The following is a 21,342-nucleotide window of genomic DNA, read 5'->3' on the forward strand; positions in this document are numbered from 1 at the left end:
CGACCTCTTCGCGAGCAGGCTCGCTCCCACAGGGTCCGCTACCGCTGTAAGTATGGCTTACAGGATATAACGGGACAGATCTTCGTTCTGCGCCAATTCGCCGAGGTGGCTGTTGACGTATTCGGCGTCGATCAGAATCGCCTTGTCATCGTGGGCGCTGGCCAGGTCGCCGGCGCTGAACGACACCTCTTCGAGCAGACGCTCAAGCAGGGTGTGCAGGCGACGGGCACCGATGTTCTCGGTTTTCTCGTTGACCTGCCAGGCGATCTCCGCCAGACGCTTGATGCCTTCGGGCTGGAACTGGATGTTCAGGCCTTCGGTTTTCAGCAGCGCGCAGTATTGCTCGGTGAGCGAGGCGTGCGGTTCGCTGAGGATGCGTTCGAAGTCTTCGGGGCTCAGCGCCTTGAGTTCGACGCGGATCGGCAGACGACCTTGCAGCTCCGGTACCAGATCGCTCGGCTTGCTCAGGTGGAACGCACCGGAAGCGATGAACAGGATGTGGTCAGTCTTGACCATGCCCAGCTTGGTGTTGACGGTGCAGCCTTCGATCAGCGGCAGCAGGTCGCGCTGTACGCCTTCACGGGAGACATCGGCGCCGCCGACATTGCCGCGCTTGGCGACTTTGTCGATTTCGTCGATGAAGACGATGCCGTGCTGCTCGACCGCTTCCAGCGCCTTGGCCTTCAGTTCTTCTTCGTTGACCAGACGCCCGGCTTCTTCATCGCGCACCAGTTTCAGCGCTTCCTTGACCTTGAGCTTGCGCGACTTCTTCTTGCCCTTGCCCATGTTGGCAAACAGCGATTGCAGCTGGTTGGTCATTTCTTCCATGCCCGGCGGCGTGGCGATTTCGATGCCGGAGACTTCGGCGACTTCGATCTCGATTTCCTTGTCGTCCAGCTGACCTTCGCGCAGACGCTTGCGGAACAGCTGACGAGTATTGGAATCGGAGCTCGGCGCTTCTTCGTTGCTGAAGCCCATGCGTGCCGGCGGCAGCAACGCGTCGAGGATGCGGTCCTCGGCGGCGTCTTCGGCGCGGTGGCGTACGCGGGTCATTTCCTGCTCGCGGAGCATCTTGATCGCGGCATCGGCCAGATCACGGATGATCGACTCGACGTCACGGCCGACATAACCGACTTCGGTGAATTTGGTCGCTTCGACCTTGATGAACGGCGCATTGGCCAGTTTCGCCAGGCGACGGGCGATCTCGGTTTTACCGACACCGGTCGGGCCGATCATCAGGATGTTCTTCGGGGTCACCTCAACGCGCAGCTCTTCAGGCAGCTGCATGCGGCGCCAGCGGTTGCGCAGGGCAATCGCGACGGCGCGCTTGGCATCGTCCTGGCCGATGATATGGCGGTTGAGTTCGTGGACGATTTCGCGGGGAGTCATGGACATAGTAATTGACGGTCCTCAAGCAGAAACAAGCCGTGGCACATGGGCCGCAACAGGCTTATTCAGCGAGATCCTGCTCCTCAATGGTCTGGGTGTGGTTGGTGAATACGCAGATGTCGCCAGCGATGCCGAGAGCGGTTTCGACGATCTCGCGAGCCGACAGGTCGGTCTTTTTCAGCAGGGCACTGGCGGCGGCTTGCGCGTAGGCGCCGCCGGAACCCATGGCGATCAGGCCATCTTCGGGTTCGACCACGTCACCGTTGCCGGTGATGATCAGCGAGGCATCTTTGTTGGCAACCGCGAGCATCGCTTCGAGGCGGCTCAGGGAGCGGTCGGTGCGCCATTCCTTGGCGAGTTCGACGGCGGCGCGGATCAGGTGACCCTGATGTTTTTCGAGCTGGCCTTCGAAACGTTCGAACAGGGTGAAGGCGTCGGCGGTGGCACCGGCGAAACCGGCGATGACCTGGCCGTGGTACAGGCGACGGACCTTTTTGGCGTTGCCTTTCATCACGGTGTTGCCGAGAGAAACCTGGCCGTCGCCGCCCATGACGACTTTGCCGTGGCGGCGGACTGAAACGATGGTGGTCAAGGGAAGAGTCTCCACGCAGCGGGGCGAAAATGCCTTATGCCCATTCATATGGGGGTGCTGGAGGGGATTTCAACCGGCAGGGGCGATGGGAGACGAATGGTGTGTGATGACTGTGGCGAGGGGATTTATCCCCGTTCGGCTGCGAAGCAGTCGCGAAACCATCATTTGCGGTATGCCTGCTGCACCGCAATGGCTGGTTTCAGGGCTGCTTCGCAGCCCCGCGGGGATAAATCCCCTCACCACAAAGTTTGAAGGTCACCTGCAAGTTGCAGCTGACCTCTGAGAGCCTTAGCGGCTCTGGCGTTGTTGTAACAACAGGTTGCTGAAGCCCGCACCAGCCAGTTGTTTCTGCGCCGTGGTCAGTTGTTCACGGTTGCTGAACGGCCCGACCAAGACGCGGTACCAGGTTTCATCCTTGACCGTACCGGACTCCACCGCGACGGCCTGGCCGAGCAGAATGATCTGCGCACGTACCTTGTCAGCATCGGTTTCCTTGCGGAACGAACCGGCCTGGAGGAAGAACTTGGTCACTGGCGCGGCTTTGCTCACCGGTGGCGCTGGCGGCGGCGTGATCCCGGCCAGAGCCGCTTGAGCCCGTGCGGTGTCGATCTTCGCCGCTTCGGCCGGGGTTACCGGCGTGGTCGGGATGGCCGGCACTTGCGGCGTCGGCAGGGTCTTCTCCGGTACCGCGTCCGGCGGCACGATCACTTCCGATTCCGGCAGCAGCGTGTAGAAGTCGTATTTCGGCTTCACCGGTTGCGTCGGGCTCGGCGGGGTCTTGTTGGCCTCGGCGATCTTCGACGCTTTCTGCTGCTGCTCGACCTTCTCGCGCTTGACCGTGTCGCTGCCCTTGCCCGGTTCCAGTTTCATCAGAAACACGATGAACGCGCCGACGGTCAGGCCGATGGCCATCCACAGCCAGCCCGGAATCGGTTGTTTCGCCGGGGCCTGATAGCGGCTGGCGCCGCGTTTGGGTGCAGGTTTTTTCTTGGCAGCCAACTTACATACGCTCCAGAGTTTCCAGACCCAACAGCTCCAGGCCTTGCTTGAGGGTGCGACCGGTCAGTGCGGCCAGACGCAGACGGCTCTGCATCTGCGCCGGGGTGTCGGCGGCGAGGATCGGGCAGTTCTCGTAGAAGCTGGAGAACAGGCCGGCGACGTCGTACAGGTAGGTGCAGAGAATGTGCGGCGTGCCTTTTTCAGCGACGTTGTTCAACACTTCGCCGAACTGCGCCAGCTTCGCCGCCAGCTCCTGCTCGTGCGCCGCTTCGAGGACGATCTGGCCGTCGACTTCGCTGAAGTCCTTGCCCAGTTTACGGAACACACCGGCCACGCGGGTGTAGGCGTACAGCAGATACGGCGCGGTGTTGCCTTCGAAATTGAGCATCAGGTCGAAGTTGAAGCTGTAGTCGCTGGTGCGATGCTTGGACAGGTCGGCGTATTTCACCGCGCCGATGCCGACGACCTTGGCGATGTTGCGCAACTCGTCTTCGGCCAGGGTCGGGTTCTTCTCTTTCACCAGGTTGTAGGCGCGTTCCTGGGCTTCGGTGAGCAGGTCGATCAGCTTCACGGTGCCGCCATCACGGGTCTTGAACGGACGGCCATCGGCGCCGTTCATGGTGCCGAAACCCATGTGTTCCATTTCCATCGGATGGGTGACGAAACCGGCCTTGCGCGCCACCGCGAAGACCTGCTGGAAGTGCAGGGCCTGACGCTGGTCGACGAAATACAGCGCGCGATCAGCCTTGAGCTTGCCGCTGCGGTAGCGCACGGCGGCGAGGTCAGTGGTGGCGTACAGGTAACCGCCATCGGCCTTGACGATGATCACCGGCAGCGGGTCGCCATCGGCGTTCTTGAACTCGTCGAGGAACACGCACTGGGCGCCGTTGCTCTCGACCAGCATGCCGGCAGCTTTGAGGTCGTTGACCACATTGATCAGGTCGTCGTTGTAGGCGCTTTCGCCCATCACGTCGGCCATGGTCAGTTTGACGTTGAGCAGTTCGTAGATCTTCTGGCAGTGCGACAGCGAGATGTCCTTGAACTTGGTCCACAGCGCCAGGCATTCAGCGTCGCCAGCCTGCAACTTGACCACCAGGCCACGGGCGCGGTCGGCGAATTCTTCGGACTCGTCGAAACGCTGCTTGGCCGCACGGTAGAAGTTTTCCAGATCGGACAATTCGTCGCTGGTGATCGGGTTTTCCTGCAGATAAGCCATCAGCATGCCGAACTGAGTGCCCCAGTCGCCGACGTGATTCTGGCGGATCACTTCGTCGCCGAGGAACTCAAGCACCCGGGCCACGCCGTCGCCGATGATGGTCGAGCGCAAGTGGCCGACGTGCATCTCTTTGGCCAGGTTCGGCGCCGACAGATCGACCACGGTGCGCTGCGCCGGGCCGGCTTTGCGCACGCCGACACGGGCGTCGGCCAGTGCGGCGTCGAGGCGCGAGGCCAGGGCCTGGGTGTTCTGGAAGAAATTGATGAAGCCCGGGCCGGCGATTTCGGCCTTGGTGACGTTTTCGTCAGCGGGCAGTGCGGCGATGATTTTCTCCGCCAGATCGCGTGGCTTCATGCCGGCAGGCTTGGCCAGCATCATGGCGATGTTGCTGGCGAAGTCGCCGTGGGTCTTGTCGCGGGCGTTCTCCACCTGGATCGCCGGCGTCAGGCCTTCAGGCAACACACCTTCGTTGACGAGTTGGGTGAGGGCTTGCTGGATCAGCTGGCGAATGGTGTCTTTCATGGTCTTCTCTTTCGACCGCAAGCGCGGCGGGCGCATCGATGCGCGGGTGGAAAAACTGGGCATTATCCGTTGCGAAGACGGGCTTGCCAACCTTAGCAGGCAGGATGTGGATATGTGGTGACAAAAAGTCCGCTTTCGCGAGCAGGCTCGCTCCCACAAGGTTTTGCGCAGGACCCACAAGGTATGTACGGCGCTGATCCACTGTGGGAGCGAGCCTGCTCGCGAAAGGGATCTTCAGCTCAATACAGATCCACCGGATCAACATCCAGCGACCAGCGCACCGCCCGCCCGCTCGGCATCTGCTCCAGCACCAGCATCCAGCTGGCCAGCAAGCGGTGCAACGGCGCCCGGGCGGTCGCCTGCAACAACAGTTGTGCGCGATAACGCCCGGCGCGGCGCTCCATCGGTGCCGGCACCGGCCCGAGCAGCTCGATGCCGCTCAGACTCAATTCGGCCAGCAGGCGTTCGGCCGCGCTGCACGCTTCATCGAGAAAACCTTCCGCCTGCCCCGGCTTGTGCGCTTCGGCGCGCAACAGCGCCAGATGGGCAAACGGCGGCAACCCGGCCGCGCGGCGTTCGCTCAAGGCTTGTTCGGCGAAGGCGAAATAACCCTGCTCGGTCAGTTGCACCAATAAAGGATGGTCGGCGAGGTGCGTCTGGATGATCACCTTGCCCGGTTCCTCAGCCCGCCCGGCGCGCCCGGCGACCTGGACGATCAGTTGCGCCATGCGCTCGCTGGCGCGGAAGTCGCCGGAGAACAGGCCGCCGTCGGCATCCAGAATCGACACCAGCGTCACCCGTGGGAAGTGGTGCCCTTTGGCCAACATCTGCGTGCCGACCAGAATGCACGGCTGGCCTTTCTGGATTGTCGCGAACAGCTGATTCATGGCGTCCTTGCGCGAGGTGCTGTCGCGATCGACGCGCAGTACCGGGTAATCCGGGAACAGAATCGCCAGACGTTCTTCGGCGCGTTCGGTACCGGCGCCGACCGGGCGCAGATCGACCTTGCTGCATTTCGGGCATTGGCGCGGTGTGCGCTCGACGTTGCCGCAGTGGTGACAGCGCAACTCGCCGTAACGTTGATGCACGGTCATGCGCGCATCGCAGCGCGAGCACTCGGACATCCAGCCGCAATCGTGGCAAAGCAAGGTCGGGGCAAAGCCGCGCCGGTTGAGGAACACCAGCACCTGCTGGCCGTTGGCGAGGGTCTGGCCGATGGCTTGCTGCATCGGCCCGGAAATACCGCTGTCGAGCGGACGGCTTTTGACGTCCAGACGCAGGAAGCGCGGTTGCTTGGCGCCGCCGGCGCGCTCGTTCAGGCGCAACAGGCCGTAGCGGCCGGTGTAAGCGTTGTGCAGACTTTCCAGCGACGGCGTGGCGGAGCCGAGCACGATCGGAATGTTTTCCTGCCGCGCGCGCACCAGCGCCAGATCGCGAGCGTGGTAGCGCAGACCTTCCTGCTGTTTATAGGAGCCGTCGTGTTCTTCATCGATGATGATCAGCCCGGGATTTTTCATTGGCGTGAACAGTGCCGAGCGGGTGCCGATAATAATGTCGGCCTCGCCATCACGGGCGGCGAGCCAGGCTTCCAGGCGTTCGCGATCATTTACCGCCGAGTGCAGCAGGGCGATGCGCGCATTGAAGCGCTGTTCGAAGCGCGCCAGGGTTTGCGGGCCGAGGTTGATTTCCGGGATCAGTACCAGTGCCTGTTTGCCGGCTTCGAGGGTCTCGCGTATCAGCTGCAGATAGACTTCGGTCTTGCCGCTGCCGGTGACGCCGGCCAACAGGAAGGCGTGGTAACTGTCGAAGCCGGCGCGAATCGCTTGATACGCCGCGCGCTGTTCACTGTTGAGCGGCAGCTCCGGTTGCGCCAGCCAGTGTTCATGGCGAACGCCGGGGGCGTGGCGGCGGATTTCGACCTGCACCAGCCCCTTGGCCAGCAGCAGATCGAGGCTGTCCTTGCTCAGCATCAGTTTGCTCAACAACTGATGGGCGACGCCGTGAGGATGCTGGGCCAGCGTGGTCAGCGCCTCGCGCTGGCGTGGCGCACGGGCCACTCGCGGGTCGTCAACGCTCGCACCGGGGGCGATCGACCAGAAGCGTTCCTGCCGGGCCTCGGCCAACTCGCCCTGACGCAGCAATACTGGCAAGGCCCAGTTCAAGGTGTCGCCGAGGCTGTGCTGGTAATACTGGGCGGTCCACAGGCACAGCTTGAACAGCGCTGGCGGCAGCGACGATGTCGTATCGAGCAGGGCCAGTGCCGGCTTGAGTTTTTCTGCCGGCACCTCGCTGGTGTCGGTGACCTCGACCAGAATCCCGATCATCTCACGCCGACCGAACGGCACCCGCAGGCGCATGCCCGGCTGCAATTGCTCGCGCCGCACCCCGGCCGGCGCCCGGTAATCGAACAGGCGGCGCAAAGGCGAAGGCAGGGCAAGGCGCAGAATGGCGTCGGGCACGCGGGGGGATCTCTATAAACGCAAAAGAAGGGTTGAACGCAGATCAATTGGGAGCGAGCTTGCTCGCGAAGGCGGTGTATCAGACGCTTGGACATTGACTGACACAACGCATTCGCGAGCAAGCTCGCTCCCACAGGGGAATGCGTTCAAGGTCGGGAGCCTAGCAGACGGTCGGTCTCGGTGACAGCTTGCGCGATTGAAAAGGTCTGGTAGAATCCGCGGCCTAATTACGTGCGGTATTCAACAATAGTGTTGGGTGGCGGCACGCTAGCCTGAGGAAGACACCATGAAAGCCGAAATCCATCCGAACTACCCGGAAATCGCTGTTACCTGCAGCTGCGGTAACAAGTTCGAAACTCGTTCGACCTACGGCAAAGCCCTGGCGATCGACGTTTGCAACGAATGCCACCCGTTCTACACCGGTAAGCAGAAGACTCTGGACACCGGCGGCCGTGTGCAGAAGTTCGCAGACCGTTTCGCTACTTTCGGCGTCGGCAAAAAAGCCTGAGGCTGATCATTTTGGAAGGTCGTTTCGACTTCTCCAGACTGATGAAAAAGGCGTCCCTCGCGGGCGCCTTTTTTGTGTCTGCGATTTGGCTGTCCGCCGCCCAGGCGTTCTGCCCGACACCCGCAGGGCTGACCAGCGTTTCCGTGCAGCGGGTGGTCGATGGCGACACCCTGCGCCTGAGCGACGGCCGCAGCGTGCGCATGATCGGCCTCAATACGCCGGAGCTGGGCAAGCAGGGCCGCAGCGACGAACCCTTCGCCGTGGCAGCGCGCAAACGCCTGCAAGCGCTGGTCGATGACAGCGGCGGCCGGGTCGGTCTGCGACCCGGCAAGCAGGCGAAAGACCATTACGGCCGTACGCTGGCGCATGTTTACAGTGTCAGCGGTGCCAATCTCGAAGCGCAGATGCTTGCCGCTGGCCTGGGTTTTCAGGTTGCGGTGGCGCCGAACGTCGATCTGGTCGCCTGCCAACAGGCCGCCGAACGCAGCGCGCGACGAGCCGGGCTTGGTCTCTGGCGGCAATCGCCGGTGCAGAAAGCGCAGCAGATCCAGCGTTCGGGCTTCGCCGTAGTCAGCGGTCGGGTGAGCAAGGTGCAGCGCAATCGCGGCGGAATCTGGATCGAGTTGCAGGACACGCTTGTATTGCGGGTTGCACCCAATCTGCTCGGACAATTTGACAGTGCTGGCTTGCAAGCATTGAAAGGCAGGCAGATCGAGGCCCGTGGCTGGGTGGTTGACCGATCCCGGCGCGGTGGTCTGCAAAAAGGTCAGGCGCGCTGGTTGCTGCCGTTGACCGATCCTTCGATGCTGCAGGTATCGCGCTGAAGAAAAATTGTAGACATTTTTACGGTTGATTGTGAACAGTCCAGCCCTTGTGCGCCGTGGCTCTTGGCCCAAAGTCGTAGGGCAGGGCGCTTGACAGCGGTGACTGCCCAGTCTTGTGGGGACTTTGCGAGGCGCGTATCCTCGCTGACCAGTCTGTCCAACAGTAAAAAAGCGGAATGCCAAAATGTCTGATCTGAAAACTGCCGCTCTCGAATACCACGCCAATCCTCGTCCGGGGAAGCTGAGTGTCGAGCTCACCAAGGCCACTGCTACCGCCCGCGACCTGTCGCTGGCCTACAGCCCCGGCGTAGCTGAACCAGTACGCGAGATCGCTCGCGATCCTGAACTGGCCTACAAATACACCGGCAAGGGCAACCTGGTGGCAGTCATTTCCGACGGCACCGCGATTCTCGGCCTGGGCAACCTCGGCCCACTGGCTTCCAAGCCTGTAATGGAAGGCAAGGGCGTACTGTTCAAGCGTTTCGCCGGCATCGACGTATTCGACATCGAAGTCGACTCGGAAAGCCCGCAAGCCTTCATCGACACCGTCAAGCGCATCTCCATCACCTTCGGTGGCATCAACCTGGAAGACATCAAGGCGCCAGAGTGCTTTGAGATCGAACGCGCTCTGATCGAGCAGTGCGATATTCCGGTGTTCCACGATGACCAGCACGGCACCGCGATCGTGACCGCTGCGGGCATGATCAACGCCCTGGAAATCGCTGGCAAAACCCTGCCGGAAGCGAAGATTGTCTGCCTCGGCGCCGGCGCTGCCGCCATCTCCTGCATGAAACTGCTGGTGAGCATGGGCGCTCGCATTGAAAACATCTTCATGGTTGACCGTACCGGCGTGATCCACTCCGGCCGTGACGACCTGAACCAGTACAAAGCTGTGTTCGCCCACGCTACCGAGAAGCGCACCCTGGCAGACGCACTGGCAGGCGCTGACGTATTCGTCGGTCTGTCCGGTCCGAACCTGCTGAGCGCCGAAGGCCTGCTGTCGATGGCGGCCAACCCGATCGTCTTCGCCTGCTCCAACCCGGATCCGGAAATCTCCCCGGAACTGGCGCACGCCACCCGTAGCGACGTGATCATGGCCACCGGCCGTTCGGACTACCCGAACCAGGTCAACAACGTGCTGGGCTTCCCGTTCATCTTCCGTGGTGCCCTGGACGTTCGCGCCAAGCGCATCAACGAAGAAATGAAAGTCGCCGCCGCCAACGCCCTGCGCGAACTGGCCAAACTGCCTGTTCCACAGGACGTGTGCGATGCCTACGGTGGCGCTCCGCTGGAATTCGGCCGTGAGTACATCATTCCGAAACCAATGGACAAGCGCCTGATCACCCTGATCTCCGACGCCGTGGCCAAGGCTGCGATCGAGACCGGCGTGGCCACCCTGCCTTATCCGAAGAACTACCCGCTGAAAAGCGTGGATGACGTGTTCAACGGCTAAGTCGTTGTAGCGCTTCAAACAAAAGCCCCGGCTCGCGAGAGTCGGGGCTTTTTTATGTCTGAAGATCAAGAGCCCCTCACCCTAACCCTCTCCCAGAGGGAGAGGGGACTGATTGGGGGACGCTTGGGAGCTACGCCGACCTGAATGTATGGTTTTGAATCCATAATCGACACCACACTTTCAGGTCGGTGTTTGACCCCAGACAATTCGGTCAGTCCCCTCTCCCTCTGGGAGAGGGCTAGGGTGAGGGGCTTTTGATCTTCGGGTAATAAAAAGCCCCGCACTTCTCACGAAGGCGGGGCTTTTCATTAGCTCAGCATCAGAACAGATCGATCGGCGCCTGCTCATCCGCCGGCAGCGGGCTGCCCGGTACGGCGCCGTTGCCCAGCTCGTTCACCGATGGCGGAGTGTCTTCGGCCTTGAACAGTTCGAAGTACGCCCCCGGCGTGCTCGGCGTCGCGGCGCGGCCGCTGACCGGGTCCACCCGCAGGCTGAGCAGACCTTCTGGCTCAGGCTGCACATGTGGCGGCTTGTCTTTCAGCGCGGCCGACATGTAATTCATCCAGATCGGCAGCGCCACGGTGCCGCCGAATTCACGGCGACCGAGGCTTTCCGGCTGGTCGAAACCGGTCCACACCGTGGTTACGTAATCAGCGTTGTAACCGGAGAACCAGGCATCTTTCGATTCGTTGGTGGTACCGGTCTTGCCGGCGATGTCACTGCGGCCCATGGCCAGTGCGCGCCGGCCGGTGCCAAGCTTGATCACGTCCTGCAGCATGCTGTTGAGGATGTAGGTGGTACGCCCATCGACAATCCGCTCGGCGACGGCCGGCGCTTGCGGCACGGCCGGGTTACCCGGCGATTCAACGGCAACCGGTGTGGCGTTGACCGTGAACGACTCGGTGGCTGGCGCAGCGATACCGTCGGTCGCCGCACCTCCCTGTGGCACGGTCGGCGGGTTAGCGACGAACAGCGTGTCGCCGTTACGGCTTTCGATCTTGTCGATGATATACGGGGTGATCTTGTAGCCGCCGTTGGCGAAAGTGCTCCAGCCAGTGGCGATTTCCATCGGCGTCAGCGTCGCGGTGCCGAGAGCCAGCGACAGGTTTGGCGGCAGGTCCTGCTTGTTGAAGCCGAAGCGGGTGATGTAGTCGATGGTCTTGCCCACGCCCATGGCCTGCAACAGGCGGATCGACACCAGGTTGCGCGACTTGTACAGCGCTTCACGCAGGCGGATCGGGCCGAGGAAGGTGTTGGTGTCGTTCTTCGGTCGCCAGACCTTGTCCAGGTACTCGTCGACGAACACGATCGGCGCATCATTGACCAGACTGGCAGCGGTGTAGCCGTTATCCAGCGCAGCGCTGTAAACGAATGGCTTGAAGCTCGAACCAGGCTGACGCTTGGCCTGCATGGCGCGGTTGTAGTTGCTCTGCTCGAAAGCGAAGCCACCCACCAGCGAACGGATCGCGCCGTTCTGCGGATCCAGCGACACCAGTGCGCCCTGAGCCTGCGGAATCTGACTGAATTTCAGTGAATTGTCGGTCTGGCGCTGCACGCGGATCAGATCACCGACCTGCGCGACATCCGACGGCTGGCGCGGGTTGGCGCCCATGCTGTTGGTATTGAGGAACGGTCGCGCCCATTTCATCGTGTCCCAGGCAACGTGCTCTTCACCGGTGCGGGTCAACACTTGCAGGCCGGTTTTATCGACTTGGGTAACGATCGCAGGTTCGAGACTGCTGATGGTGCGCTGCTTGGTCAGTTCGCTGGCCCACGCTTCGCGGGTCTTGCCCGGCAGGCGCGACTCGGGGCCACGGTAGCCGTGGCGCTGGTCGTAGGTCATCAAGCCTTCGTGCAGCGCGGTGTTGGCCATTTCCTGCAGGTTGCTTGGCACCGTGGTGGTGACACGGAAGCCTTCGGTGTAGGCCTCGCTGCCATAACGACCGACCATTTCGGCACGGGCCATTTCGGCGATGTACGGTGCGTTCACTTCCGGGGTCGGCACGTGGTAGCTGGCGTTCAGCGGCTCGTTGATCGCCGCGGTGTAGTCGGCTTCGCTGATCTTGCCCAACTTGTACATGCGCCCGAGGATCCAGTCGCGGCGTTCTTTGCTGCGTGCCGGGTTGGCCAGCGGGTTGAAGCGCGACGGAGCCTTTGGCAGACCGGCGATCATCGCCATCTGCGCGAGGCTGATGTCACGGATCGATTTGCCGTAATACACCTGCGCCGCCGCCTCGATGCCGTAGGCGCGGTTGCCCAGGTAGATCTTGTTGACGTACAGCTCCAAGATCTCGTCCTTGGTCAGTTGCCGTTCGATCTGCAGGGCCAGCAGGATTTCCGTGGTTTTGCGCGAGAAGCTGCGCTCGCTGGTGAGGAAGAAGTTCTTCGCCACCTGCATGGTGATGGTGCTGCCACCGGACTGAATGTGTCCGCTTTTGACCAATTGCGTTGCCGCGCGCATCAGGCTGCTCGGATCGACGCCATAGTGGTTGGCAAAATTGTCGTCTTCAGCACTTAGTAACGCATTGATGAAATTGGGCGGAATGTCGGCGAAACGGATCGGCGTACGGCGCATTTCGCCAAATTCTGCGATCAACTTGTTGTCGCTGCTGTAGACGCGCAGAGGAATCTGCAACTGAATGCTTCTCAGCGCCTCCACAGACGGCAAACCCGGACTAAGGTAAAGAAAGGCGCCGCTGAGACCTAGGAGCAGTCCGCAGAAAACGGCGACGATGGACCAACCGAAAAATTTCAGCAGACGAATCAAGGCTTTTGGACATCCAGGGCAAAGAATGAATTTGGCACGGGGCTGCGGTTACACACAGAGCCATCCGCGCGGGCAGTAAAAAGCGGAAAAAATCGCTGGGCATTATAAGCACTTTTCCGTCGGAGGCGTCATTGGCGCTTCTGTCAAGACGGGGGTGAAGGAACGCAATGCGTATTACAGAGTCCGTAACTCACGGAAAGTCATAGGGAATTGGTAGTGCTGGGACTCTTCAATAAAAAGACCAATGCGTTACTGGGGATCGACATCAGCTCCACGTCGGTGAAGCTGCTGGAACTGAGCCGTCAGGGCGAGCGCTACCGGGTCGAGGCCTACGCGGTGGAGCCATTGCCGGCAAACGCCGTGGTCGAAAAGAACATCGCCGAACTCGAGGGCGTTGGCCAGGCACTGAGCCGCCTGCTGGTCAAGGCGCGTACCGGGGTCAAGAGCGTGGCGGTGGCAGTGGCCGGTTCGGCGGTGATCACCAAAGTCATCGAGATGGACGCCGGGCTGTCCGACGACGAACTGGAAAACCAGCTCAAGATCGAGGCCGACCAATACATTCCCTATCCGCTGGACGAAGTCGCCATCGACTTTGAAGTCCAGGGCGTCTCGCCGCGCAACCCGGAACGGGTCAACGTGCTGCTTGCCGCCTGTCGCAAGGAGAACGTCGAGGTGCGTGAAGCGGCGCTGGCGCTCGCCGGCCTGACCGCGCGGGTGGTGGATGTCGAGGCCTACGCGCTGGAGCGCTCGTTCGGCCTGCTGGCGACGCATCTGGCGGCCTCACAGGAGCGCCTGACCGTGGCGGTGGTCGACATTGGCGCGACCATGACCACCCTCAGCGTCCTGCACAACGGCAAGATCATCTACACCCGCGAGCAATTGTTTGGCGGGCGCCAACTCACCGAAGAGATCCAGCGCCGCTACGGCCTCACGGTCGAACAGGCGGGCCTGGCGAAAAAGCAGGGCGGGCTGCCTGACGATTACGTCAGCGAGGTCTTGCAGCCATTTCGCGAGGCGCTGGTGCAGCAAGTCTCGCGCTCGCTGCAGTTCTTCTTCGCCTCCGGCCAGTACAACGCGGTCGACCATATCCTGCTGGCGGGCGGCACCGCCTCGGTGCCCGGCCTGGACCGTCTGATCGAACAGCGTCTGGATACGCCGACGCAGGTCGCCAACCCGTTCGCCGACATGGCCCTGGGCAGCAAGGTTAACGCCGGAGCGCTGGCCAGCGACGCGCCAGCCTTGATGATTGCCTGCGGGCTCGCGCTCAGGAGTTTCGACTGATGGCGCGGATCAACCTTCTCCCTTGGCGCGAGGAGCGCCGCGAAGAACGGCGCAAGCGCTTTCTGCTGGTCCTGATCGGCGTGCTGGCCGGCTCGATCGGCGCGGTGCTGATTGCCGACCAGATCATCACCGCGGCCATCGAGCGGCAAATGGCGCGCAACGATTACATCGGCAAACAGATCGCCGTGGTCGACGAACGCATCAAGCAGATCAGCGAGCTCAAGGCGCGCCGCCAGCAACTGGTCGAGCGCATGCGCATCATCCAGGATCTGCAGGGCAACCGGCAGATCAGCGGGCGGGTCTTCGACCAACTGGCGCGTACCCTGCCGGACGGCGTGTATTTCACCGATGTGAAAATGGCCGGCAAGACCTTGTCCATCAGTGGCGCGGCGGAGTCGAACAACCGGGTCTCCGAGCTGATGCGCAATCTCGACGCGTCCGACTGGTTCGACGCGCCAAGCCTGAATGAGGTCAAGGCAACCAGCGCCGATCAGGTCGAACAGGCCAACGTCTTCCAGCTGACCGTTCGTCAGACCCAGCCCAAGGTTGTGGAGGACGAGCAATGAAAGCCTCCGAGTGGCTGCAGGGCCTGCGCAGCATCGATTTCAACGACCTCGACACCAGCAACATCGGCTCCTGGCCGCCGGCCGTGAAAACCCTGTGCGGTGCGCTGGTGATGGTGTTAATCCTCGCGCTTGGCTATTACTTCTTCATCAGCGATATGGAAAATCAGCTCGACCTCAAGCGCGAAGAAGAAATCACCCTCAAGGAACAATTCGCCAGCAAGGCGCGGCTGTCGGCGAACCTTGAGCTGTATACCCAGCAAATGAAGGAAATGGAAAACACCTTTGGCGTATTGCTGCGGCAGTTGCCCAGCGACACCGAAGTGCCGGGCCTGCTCGAAGACATCACCCGCACTGGCCTGGGCAGCGGCCTGGAATTCGAGGAAATCAAGCTGCTGCCGGAAGTGACCCAGCCGTTCTACATCGAACTGCCGATCCAGATCACCGTAACCGGTGCCTATCACGACCTCGCGACCTTCGTCAGCGGCGTGGCCGGCCTGCCACGAATTGTGACTCTGCACGATTTCGAACTGGCGCCGGCCAATCCCGAGGGCGGGACAAAGCTGCGCATGAGCATTCTTGCCAAGACGTACCGCTATAACGACAAGGGGCTGGAGAAATGACCCCGATTCGTTATCTCGTCCTGCCCATGGTGCTGGCGTTGAGCGGCTGCGGTGGCGGTGATGACTTCAGCGACCTCGACGCTTACCTCAACGAAGTGCGCCTGCGTCCGGCGGGCAAGATTGAACCAACGCCGACATTCCGGTCTTACCCCACATTCACATACAGCGCCGCCAACCTACGCAGTCCGTTTTCACGGCAGGCGCGGGTCGATCTGGCCGGGCAGAAGCACGGCTCGCGCAACGTCAAACCCGACCCCAACCGGGTCAAGCAATACCTTGAAGGGTTCAATATCGAGCAGTTCGAAATGGTCGGCACGATCGCCAATGCCTCGGGCTCGTTCGCGCTGCTGCGCGGCGCAGGCGGGGTGCATCGTCTCAAGGTCGGCGACTACCTGGGCCGCAACGACGGCCGCATCGTCGCCATCAGCGCCACCCAGGTCGATGTCGTCGAGATCGTGCCCGACGGCGCCGGCGCCTGGCTGGAGCGGCCGCGCACTATTCCTTTGAAAGAGCACTCATAGTGGAAGTCGAACAATGAACAGGATTTTCTCCACCCTCGGTTTTTCGCTATGGATAGCGCTGGTGTCACCGATGGTAATGGCGGCCAGTCTGAAAGCGCTGGATGTTGCCGCGCTGCCGGGTGACCGCGTCGAACTGAAGCTGTCGTTCGACAGCCCGCCACCCCAGCCCAAGGGCTACACAACCGAGTCGCCGGCGCGCATTGCACTGGATCTGCCGGGCGTGACCAGCCAGTTGGCCAACAGAAATCTTGATCTGGGCAGCGGTAACGCGCGTACCGCAACGGTGGCCGAAGCCAAGGATCGAACCCGGCTGATTGTCAGCCTGACGCAATTGGCGCCGTACAGCACGCGGGTCGAGGGCAATAATCTGTTTGTGGTGGTCGGTCAGGGCGCTTCCGCGACTGCGCCGCGCCCGGCTGCCGTTGCACCGCGTGCCGCCACGGCCGCTGCGGCACCTGCCAGACCAGCCGCGCAACGCAGCAGGGCGATTCGCGGTGTCGATTTCCAGCGCGGCACCGAGGGTGAGGGCAACGTAGTCATCGACCTCTCTGATCCGACCATTGCCCCGGATATCCAGGAGCACGATGGCAAGATCATCCTCAGCTTCGCCCGCACGCAATTGCCGGAAAAGCTGCGCGTGCGCCTCGACGTCAAGGACTTCGCCACGCCGGTGCAGTTCGTCAACGCAGCGCTCACCGGCGATCGCACCGTGATCAGTGTCGAGCCCAGCGGCACCTTCGACTACTCCACGTTTCAGACCGACAACAAGCTCACCGTCAGCGTGCGGCCGATGAGCATCGACGACCTGCAAAAGCGCAACGCTGACCGTCAGGCCTATGTCGGCGACAAGCTGTCACTGAATTTTCAGGACATCGACGTGCGCTCGGTGCTGCAACTGATCGCGGACTTCACCAACCTCAACCTCGTAGCAAGCGATACGGTGCAGGGCGGTATCACCTTGCGCCTGCAGAACGTGCCGTGGGATCAGGCGCTGGATCTGGTGTTGAAAACCAAGGGCCTGGACAAGCGCAAGATCGGCAACGTGCTGCTGGTCGCGCCGGCCGATGAAATTGCCGCTCGCGAGCGTCAGGAACTGGAATCGCAGAAGCAGATCGCCGAGCTGGCGCCCCTGCGTCGTGAGCTGCTGCAAGTCAATTACGCCAAGGCAGCGGACATCGCCAAGCTGTTCCAGTCGGTGACCAGTGCCGAGGCCAAGGTCGACGAGCGCGGTTCGATTACCGTCGATGAGCGAACCAACAACATCATTGCCTACCAGACCCAGGATCGCCTCGACGAACTCCGGCGGATCGTCGCGCAGCTGGATATTCCGGTGCGCCAGGTGATGATCGAGGCGCGCATCGTTGAGGCCAACGTCGATTACGACAAGAGCCTGGGCGTGCGCTGGGGCGGTTCGGTGCAGAACAAGGGCAACTGGAACGCCTCCGGGGTCAACGGTTCGTCGAGCACTATCGGTACGCCGGGCAGCACCGGCACCAACTCGCCGTTCGTCGACATGGGCACGGTCAATAATACTTCGGGGATCGGCATCGCATTCATCACCGACAACGTGTTGCTGGATCTCGAACTGACGGCGATGGAAAAGACCGGCAACGGTGAAATCGTCTCGCAGCCGAAGGTGGTCACCTCGGACAAGGAAACCGCGAAGATCCTCAAAGGCACCGAGATTCCCTATCAGGAGGCCAGTTCCAGTGGCGCGACCTCGGTGTCGTTCAAGGAGGCCTCGCTGTCGCTGGAAGTCACCCCGCAGATCACCCCGGACAACCGCATCATCATGGAGGTCAAGGTCACCAAGGATGAGCCGGACTACCTGAACAAAGTGCAGGATGTGCCGCCGATCAAGAAAAACGAGGTCAACGCCAAAGTGCTGGTAAATGACGGCGAGACCATCGTAATCGGCGGTGTTTTTTCAAATACTCAAAGCAAGGTCGTAGATAAGGTGCCATTTCTTGGCGATGTGCCGTATCTTGGCCGCCTTTTCCGGCGTGATGTGGTTTCGGAGAAAAAATCCGAGCTGCTGGTATTTCTCACTCCGCGTATCATGAATAACCAGGCGATTGCTGTGAGTCGTTGATTCTGTGCGAAATTTGATACTTGTAGGACCGATGGGTGCTGGCAAAAGCACCATCGGCCGATTGCTGGCCAAAGAGCTGCGCCTGCCGTTCAAGGATTCCGACAAGGAAATTGAGCTGCGCACGGGTGCCAATATCCCATGGATCTTCGACAAGGAAGGCGAGCCCGGCTTTCGTGACCGTGAGCAGGCGATGATCGCCGAGCTGTGCGCGTTCGATGGCGTGGTGCTGGCGACCGGCGGCGGCGCAGTGATGCGTGATGCCAATCGCAAGGCCCTGCATGAAGGCGGGCGCGTGGTGTATCTGCACGCCTCCGTCGAGCAGCAGGTCGGCCGCACCTCCCGCGATCGCAATCGGCCGCTGCTGCGTACCGCCGATCCGGCGAAAACCTTGCGCGACCTGCTCGAGATCCGTGATCCGCTTTATCGGGAAATTGCCGATCTGGTGGTGGAAACCGACGAGCGGCCGCCACGCATGGTGGTGCTCGACATTCTCGACCGCCTCGCGCAGTTGCCGCCCCGTTAAAGCATCGTCCGAAATGCGCTATCCTCGGCGTCCTGTCAGCGTCCGCCGAGGGTGTGGCGGATGCCGGGCGAGCGGCGTCATACCGCTACAGGCCGCAGAACACCAATAATTTCAGGGCAGGATGCCTGCTTCCATCTTCACTGTGGGGACACATGCAGACACTCAAGGTCGATCTAGGCGAGCGCAGCTACCCGATTCATATTGGCGAAGGTCTGTTGGATCAGCCGGAACTGCTGGCGCCGCATATCCACGGGCGGCAGGTGGCAATCATCTCCAACGAAACCGTCGCGCCGCTCTATCTCGAACGTCTGACCCGCAGCCTTGCGCAGTTTTCGGTTATCTCGGTGGTGTTGCCCGACGGCGAAGCCTTCAAGAACTGGGAAACCCTGCAACTGATTTTCGACGGTCTGCTGACCGCGCGTCACGACCGCCGTACCACCGTGATCGCCTTGGGCGGCGGGGTGATCGGCGACATGGCCGGTTTCGCGGCTGCCTGTTATCAGCGCGGTGTCGATTTCATCCAGATTCCTACCACGCTGTTGTCGCAGGTCGATTCCTCGGTCGGCGGCAAGACCGGCATCAACCATCCGCTGGGCAAGAACATGGTCGGCGCGTTCTATCAGCCGAACGTGGTGCTGATCGATACCGCATCGCTGAAAACCCTGCCGCAGCGCGAGTTGTCGGCGGGCCTGGCGGAAGTCATCAAGTACGGCCTGATCTGCGACGAGCCGTTCCTGACCTGGCTGGAAGAAAACGTTGACGCTCTGCGCGCGCTGGACCAGACCGCGCTGACCTATGCGATCGAGCGTTCCTGCGCGGCCAAGGCTGCGGTGGTCGGCGCCGATGAAAAGGAAACCGGCGTACGCGCCACGCTCAACCTCGGCCACACCTTCGGCCACGCCATCGAAACCCACATGGGCTATGGTGTCTGGCTGCATGGCGAGGCGGTCGCGGCGGGCACGGTGATGGCGCTGGAAATGTCCGCGCGCCTGGGCTGGATCAGCGAGCAGGAGCGTGATCGCGGCATTCGTCTGTTCCAGCGGGCCGGTCTGCCGGTCACTCCGCCTGAAGAGATGAGCGAAGCCGATTTTCTCCAGCACATGGCAATTGATAAAAAAGTGATCGACGGTCGTCTGCGCCTGGTGCTGCTGCGCCGGATGGGCGAAGCGGTAGTGACCGACGATTATCCGAAAGAGGTTCTACAGGCCACGCTGGGAGCGGATTACCGCGCCCTGGCTCAGCTTAAAGGTTAAAACGATTCCGATGACTAGTTTGCATGCCGACGAGGCGTTTCTCGGCCATTTCCAGTTAAGTCACGACCCGTTCGCGCCACGGGTGCCGGGCTTCAAATTCTTCCCGGCCCAGCGCAAACCGGTGCTGGGTCAACTGCATCACCTGGCGCGTTACAGCCAGTTGCTGCTGGTGGTCACCGGCCCGCAGGGCAGCGGCAAGACCCTGCTGCGACAGGCGCTGGTGGCCAGCACCAATAAACAATCGGTGCAGAGCGTGGTGGTTTCCGCCCGTGGCGCCGGTGATGCGGCCGGCGTGCTGCGCCAGGTGGCGCAGGCGCTGGATGTCGCTCAGGCCGAAGTCGGCGCGATTCTCGAGCAGGTGGTGCAACTGGGTCTGACCGGGCAGGAAGTCTATCTGCTCGTGGACGATGCCGAGCAGCTCGACGAGTCCGCGCTGGAAGCGTTGATGGCGCTCGGCGCCGGCACGCCGGAAGGTCGTCCGCATGTGTTCCTGTTCGGCGAGTCGTCGCTGATCGCCCAGCTCGAGGCATTGCAGCTCGAAGAAGAGCGTTTTCACGTCATCGAATTGCAGCCGTACACCGAAGAAGAGACCCGCGAATATCTCGACCAGCGGCTGGAAGGCGCGGGCCGGGGTGTCGAACTTTTCACCGCAGATCAGATCTCTGATATTCACGAAAGCTCCGAGGGCTGGCCGGGCAACATCAACCAGGTCGCTCGCGATGCACTGATCGAAGTCATGATTGCCAGCCGCTCCGCGGTCAAGCGTCCAAGTATGGGGTTCAACATGCCGAAGAAACACGTATTGGCGATTTCCGCCGTCGTTGTGGTCGCGGTTGCCGCCGCCTGGCTGATGCCGGGTCGCAGCAAGGCACCGACCACCGGTGCTCCGGCCAATGAACAGGCGCAATTGCCATTGGGTCAGGGCGCAGCGAACGGCGCCAACCCGTCCGTCGAATTCGCCGGCAACACTCAGCCGATGCCGCTGCCATTGGTCGGCAACTCGCAGCCGGTCATGCGTGGCCCGCTGGCGGAAGCCGCCGGTGGCATCACCGAAGGCGACGACGGCGTGCCGCTGGAAGGCTCCAGCGATACGCCGCCGACCGTCACCACCTCCGCGCCGCCTGCTGGCGTTCCGGCCGGTCCCGCGCCGACACCGGTTCCGACCCCTGTCGCCAAACCGGCACCAACCCCGGCACCGACGCAGATCGCCACAGCCAAGCCTGCTCCGGCCACCCCGGCGCCAGCTGCGAAACCGGCTCCTGCTCCGGCCAAGCCTGCCGACAAGCCAGTTACCGTGGCCAAGGCTGCCGGTGGCGGCTGGTACGCCGGTCAGCCGACCAGCAATTACGTGGTGCAGATCCTCGGCACCAGCTCGGAAACCGCCGCGCAGAACTTCGTCAAGGAGCAGGGCGGCGAGTACCGTTATTTCAAGAAAGTCCTCAATGGCAAGCCGCTTTACGTAATCACCTACGGCAACTTTGCCAATCGTGATGCGGCCGTTTCTGCCATCAAGGCCTTGCCAGCGAAGGTTCAGGCTGGTAAACCTTGGCCTCGCACTGTCGCCAGCGTCCAACAGGAACTGGCAACAACTCGCTGAAGATTCGGCGGCCTTACCCAGGCCGCCTCTCCCGGCACCTCAAAATCTCCACGAGTGCGCGCTTCCTGAAAAGGTCGCGTGCCTTGTGGTGTCTGCGTCACAGTAGTTTTTGAGTCGTTGCGGTCAGAATTTAAAAAAGTTTTGACTAGCACAGCAGATC

General features: G+C 61.8%; 18 protein-coding genes. 12 read left to right on the forward strand and 6 right to left on the reverse strand.

The features are described from left to right. Nucleotides 1–57 precede the first annotated feature (57 nt). The 4 genes from hslU to argS all read right to left on the reverse strand — a co-directional run bounded on the left by hslU (nt 58) and on the right by argS (nt 4,718). A complete protein-coding gene (gene hslU, locus HU724_RS02845) occupies nt 58–1,395 on the reverse strand; it encodes an ATP-dependent protease ATPase subunit HslU (RefSeq protein ID WP_122693250.1) in 1,338 nt (445 codons plus the stop codon). Nucleotides 1,396–1,450: 55 nt separating this feature from the next. Beyond that, nucleotides 1,451–1,981 carry an ATP-dependent protease subunit HslV gene (gene hslV, locus HU724_RS02850; protein ID WP_007968352.1) on the reverse strand — a complete coding sequence of 177 codons (531 nt, stop codon included), beginning with the start codon at nt 1,979–1,981 and terminating at the stop codon, nt 1,451–1,453. Nucleotides 1,982–2,269: 288 nt separating this feature from the next. Continuing rightward, the gene (locus tag HU724_RS02855) at nt 2,270–2,980 is read right to left on the reverse strand and encodes an SPOR domain-containing protein (RefSeq protein ID WP_016772059.1); all 711 of its coding nucleotides are present in this window, start codon (nt 2,978–2,980) and stop codon (nt 2,270–2,272) included. A 1-nt stretch (nt 2,981) separates the two neighbouring features. Continuing rightward, the gene (argS, locus tag HU724_RS02860) at nt 2,982–4,718 is read right to left on the reverse strand and encodes an arginine--tRNA ligase (RefSeq protein ID WP_024011262.1); all 1,737 of its coding nucleotides are present in this window, start codon (nt 4,716–4,718) and stop codon (nt 2,982–2,984) included. Between argS and HU724_RS27710 the strand changes: the two genes are divergently transcribed. Further along, a complete protein-coding gene (locus HU724_RS27710) occupies nt 4,717–4,839 on the forward strand; it encodes a hypothetical protein (RefSeq protein ID WP_016772057.1) in 123 nt (40 codons plus the stop codon). The two genes, argS and HU724_RS27710, sit on opposite strands and share 2 nt — an antisense overlap. Nucleotides 4,840–4,957: 118 nt before the next feature. Here HU724_RS27710 and HU724_RS02865 read toward each other — a convergent pair whose 3' ends face one another. Beyond that, nucleotides 4,958–7,177, reverse strand: a complete 2,220-nt coding sequence (locus HU724_RS02865) for a primosomal protein N' (protein ID WP_186567535.1) — start codon at nt 7,175–7,177, stop codon at nt 4,958–4,960. A gap of 286 nt (nt 7,178–7,463) precedes the next feature. On the opposite strand from HU724_RS02865, the gene rpmE reads away from it, so the two are divergent. From rpmE to HU724_RS02880, 3 genes are all read left to right on the forward strand, one after another. Further along, nucleotides 7,464–7,685, forward strand: a complete 222-nt coding sequence (gene rpmE, locus HU724_RS02870) for a 50S ribosomal protein L31 (RefSeq protein ID WP_016772055.1) — start codon at nt 7,464–7,466, stop codon at nt 7,683–7,685. A 41-nt stretch (nt 7,686–7,726) separates the two neighbouring features. Beyond that, nucleotides 7,727–8,509, forward strand: a complete 783-nt coding sequence (locus HU724_RS02875) for a thermonuclease family protein (protein WP_186567557.1) — start codon at nt 7,727–7,729, stop codon at nt 8,507–8,509. Nucleotides 8,510–8,693: 184 nt separating this feature from the next. Continuing rightward, nucleotides 8,694–9,962: a malic enzyme-like NAD(P)-binding protein gene (locus HU724_RS02880; protein WP_016772053.1), complete on the forward strand. Its 1,269-nt coding sequence runs from the start codon at nt 8,694–8,696 to the stop codon at nt 9,960–9,962. 319 nt (nt 9,963–10,281) lie between these two features. Here the strand turns inward: HU724_RS02880 and HU724_RS02885 are convergent, their stop codons facing one another. Beyond that, complete coding sequence (locus HU724_RS02885) at nt 10,282–12,726, reverse strand: penicillin-binding protein 1A (protein WP_437180353.1); 2,445 nt, start codon at nt 12,724–12,726, stop codon at nt 10,282–10,284. A 219-nt stretch (nt 12,727–12,945) separates the two neighbouring features. Here HU724_RS02885 and HU724_RS02890 point away from each other — a divergent pair, with 219 nt between their 5' ends. The 8 genes from HU724_RS02890 to HU724_RS02925 all read left to right on the forward strand — a co-directional run bounded on the left by HU724_RS02890 (nt 12,946) and on the right by HU724_RS02925 (nt 21,182). Beyond that, nucleotides 12,946–14,010: a pilus assembly protein PilM gene (locus tag HU724_RS02890; protein ID WP_024011266.1), complete on the forward strand. Its 1,065-nt coding sequence runs from the start codon at nt 12,946–12,948 to the stop codon at nt 14,008–14,010. Further along, entirely contained in the window at nt 14,010–14,576 is a 567-nt protein-coding gene (locus HU724_RS02895) for a PilN domain-containing protein (protein WP_056787334.1), read from the forward strand. Before HU724_RS02890 ends, HU724_RS02895 begins: the two co-directional genes overlap by 1 nt. Next, the gene (gene pilO, locus HU724_RS02900) at nt 14,573–15,196 is read left to right on the forward strand and encodes a type 4a pilus biogenesis protein PilO (RefSeq protein WP_186567531.1); all 624 of its coding nucleotides are present in this window, start codon (nt 14,573–14,575) and stop codon (nt 15,194–15,196) included. Before HU724_RS02895 ends, pilO begins: the two co-directional genes overlap by 4 nt. Beyond that, nucleotides 15,193–15,717, forward strand: coding sequence for a pilus assembly protein PilP (locus HU724_RS02905; RefSeq protein ID WP_160768498.1), 525 nt, complete (start codon nt 15,193–15,195; stop codon nt 15,715–15,717). Before pilO ends, HU724_RS02905 begins: the two co-directional genes overlap by 4 nt. A gap of 13 nt (nt 15,718–15,730) precedes the next feature. After that, nucleotides 15,731–17,809, forward strand: coding sequence for a type IV pilus secretin PilQ (locus tag HU724_RS02910; RefSeq protein ID WP_137215141.1), 2,079 nt, complete (start codon nt 15,731–15,733; stop codon nt 17,807–17,809). Nucleotides 17,810–17,813: 4 nt separating this feature from the next. Next, nucleotides 17,814–18,332: a shikimate kinase AroK gene (gene aroK / locus HU724_RS02915; protein ID WP_024011270.1), complete on the forward strand. Its 519-nt coding sequence runs from the start codon at nt 17,814–17,816 to the stop codon at nt 18,330–18,332. Nucleotides 18,333–18,484: 152 nt separating this feature from the next. Beyond that, nucleotides 18,485–19,585, forward strand: coding sequence for a 3-dehydroquinate synthase (aroB, locus tag HU724_RS02920; protein WP_186567529.1), 1,101 nt, complete (start codon nt 18,485–18,487; stop codon nt 19,583–19,585). Between the two features lie 10 nt (nt 19,586–19,595). Continuing rightward, nucleotides 19,596–21,182 (forward strand): AAA family ATPase, encoded by a 1,587-nt coding sequence (locus tag HU724_RS02925; RefSeq protein ID WP_186567527.1) that lies wholly within the window; start codon nt 19,596–19,598, stop codon nt 21,180–21,182. Nucleotides 21,183–21,342 lie beyond the last annotated feature (160 nt).

The organism is Pseudomonas iranensis (assembly GCF_014268585.2).
GTDB lineage: Bacteria > Pseudomonadota > Gammaproteobacteria > Pseudomonadales > Pseudomonadaceae > Aquipseudomonas > Aquipseudomonas iranensis.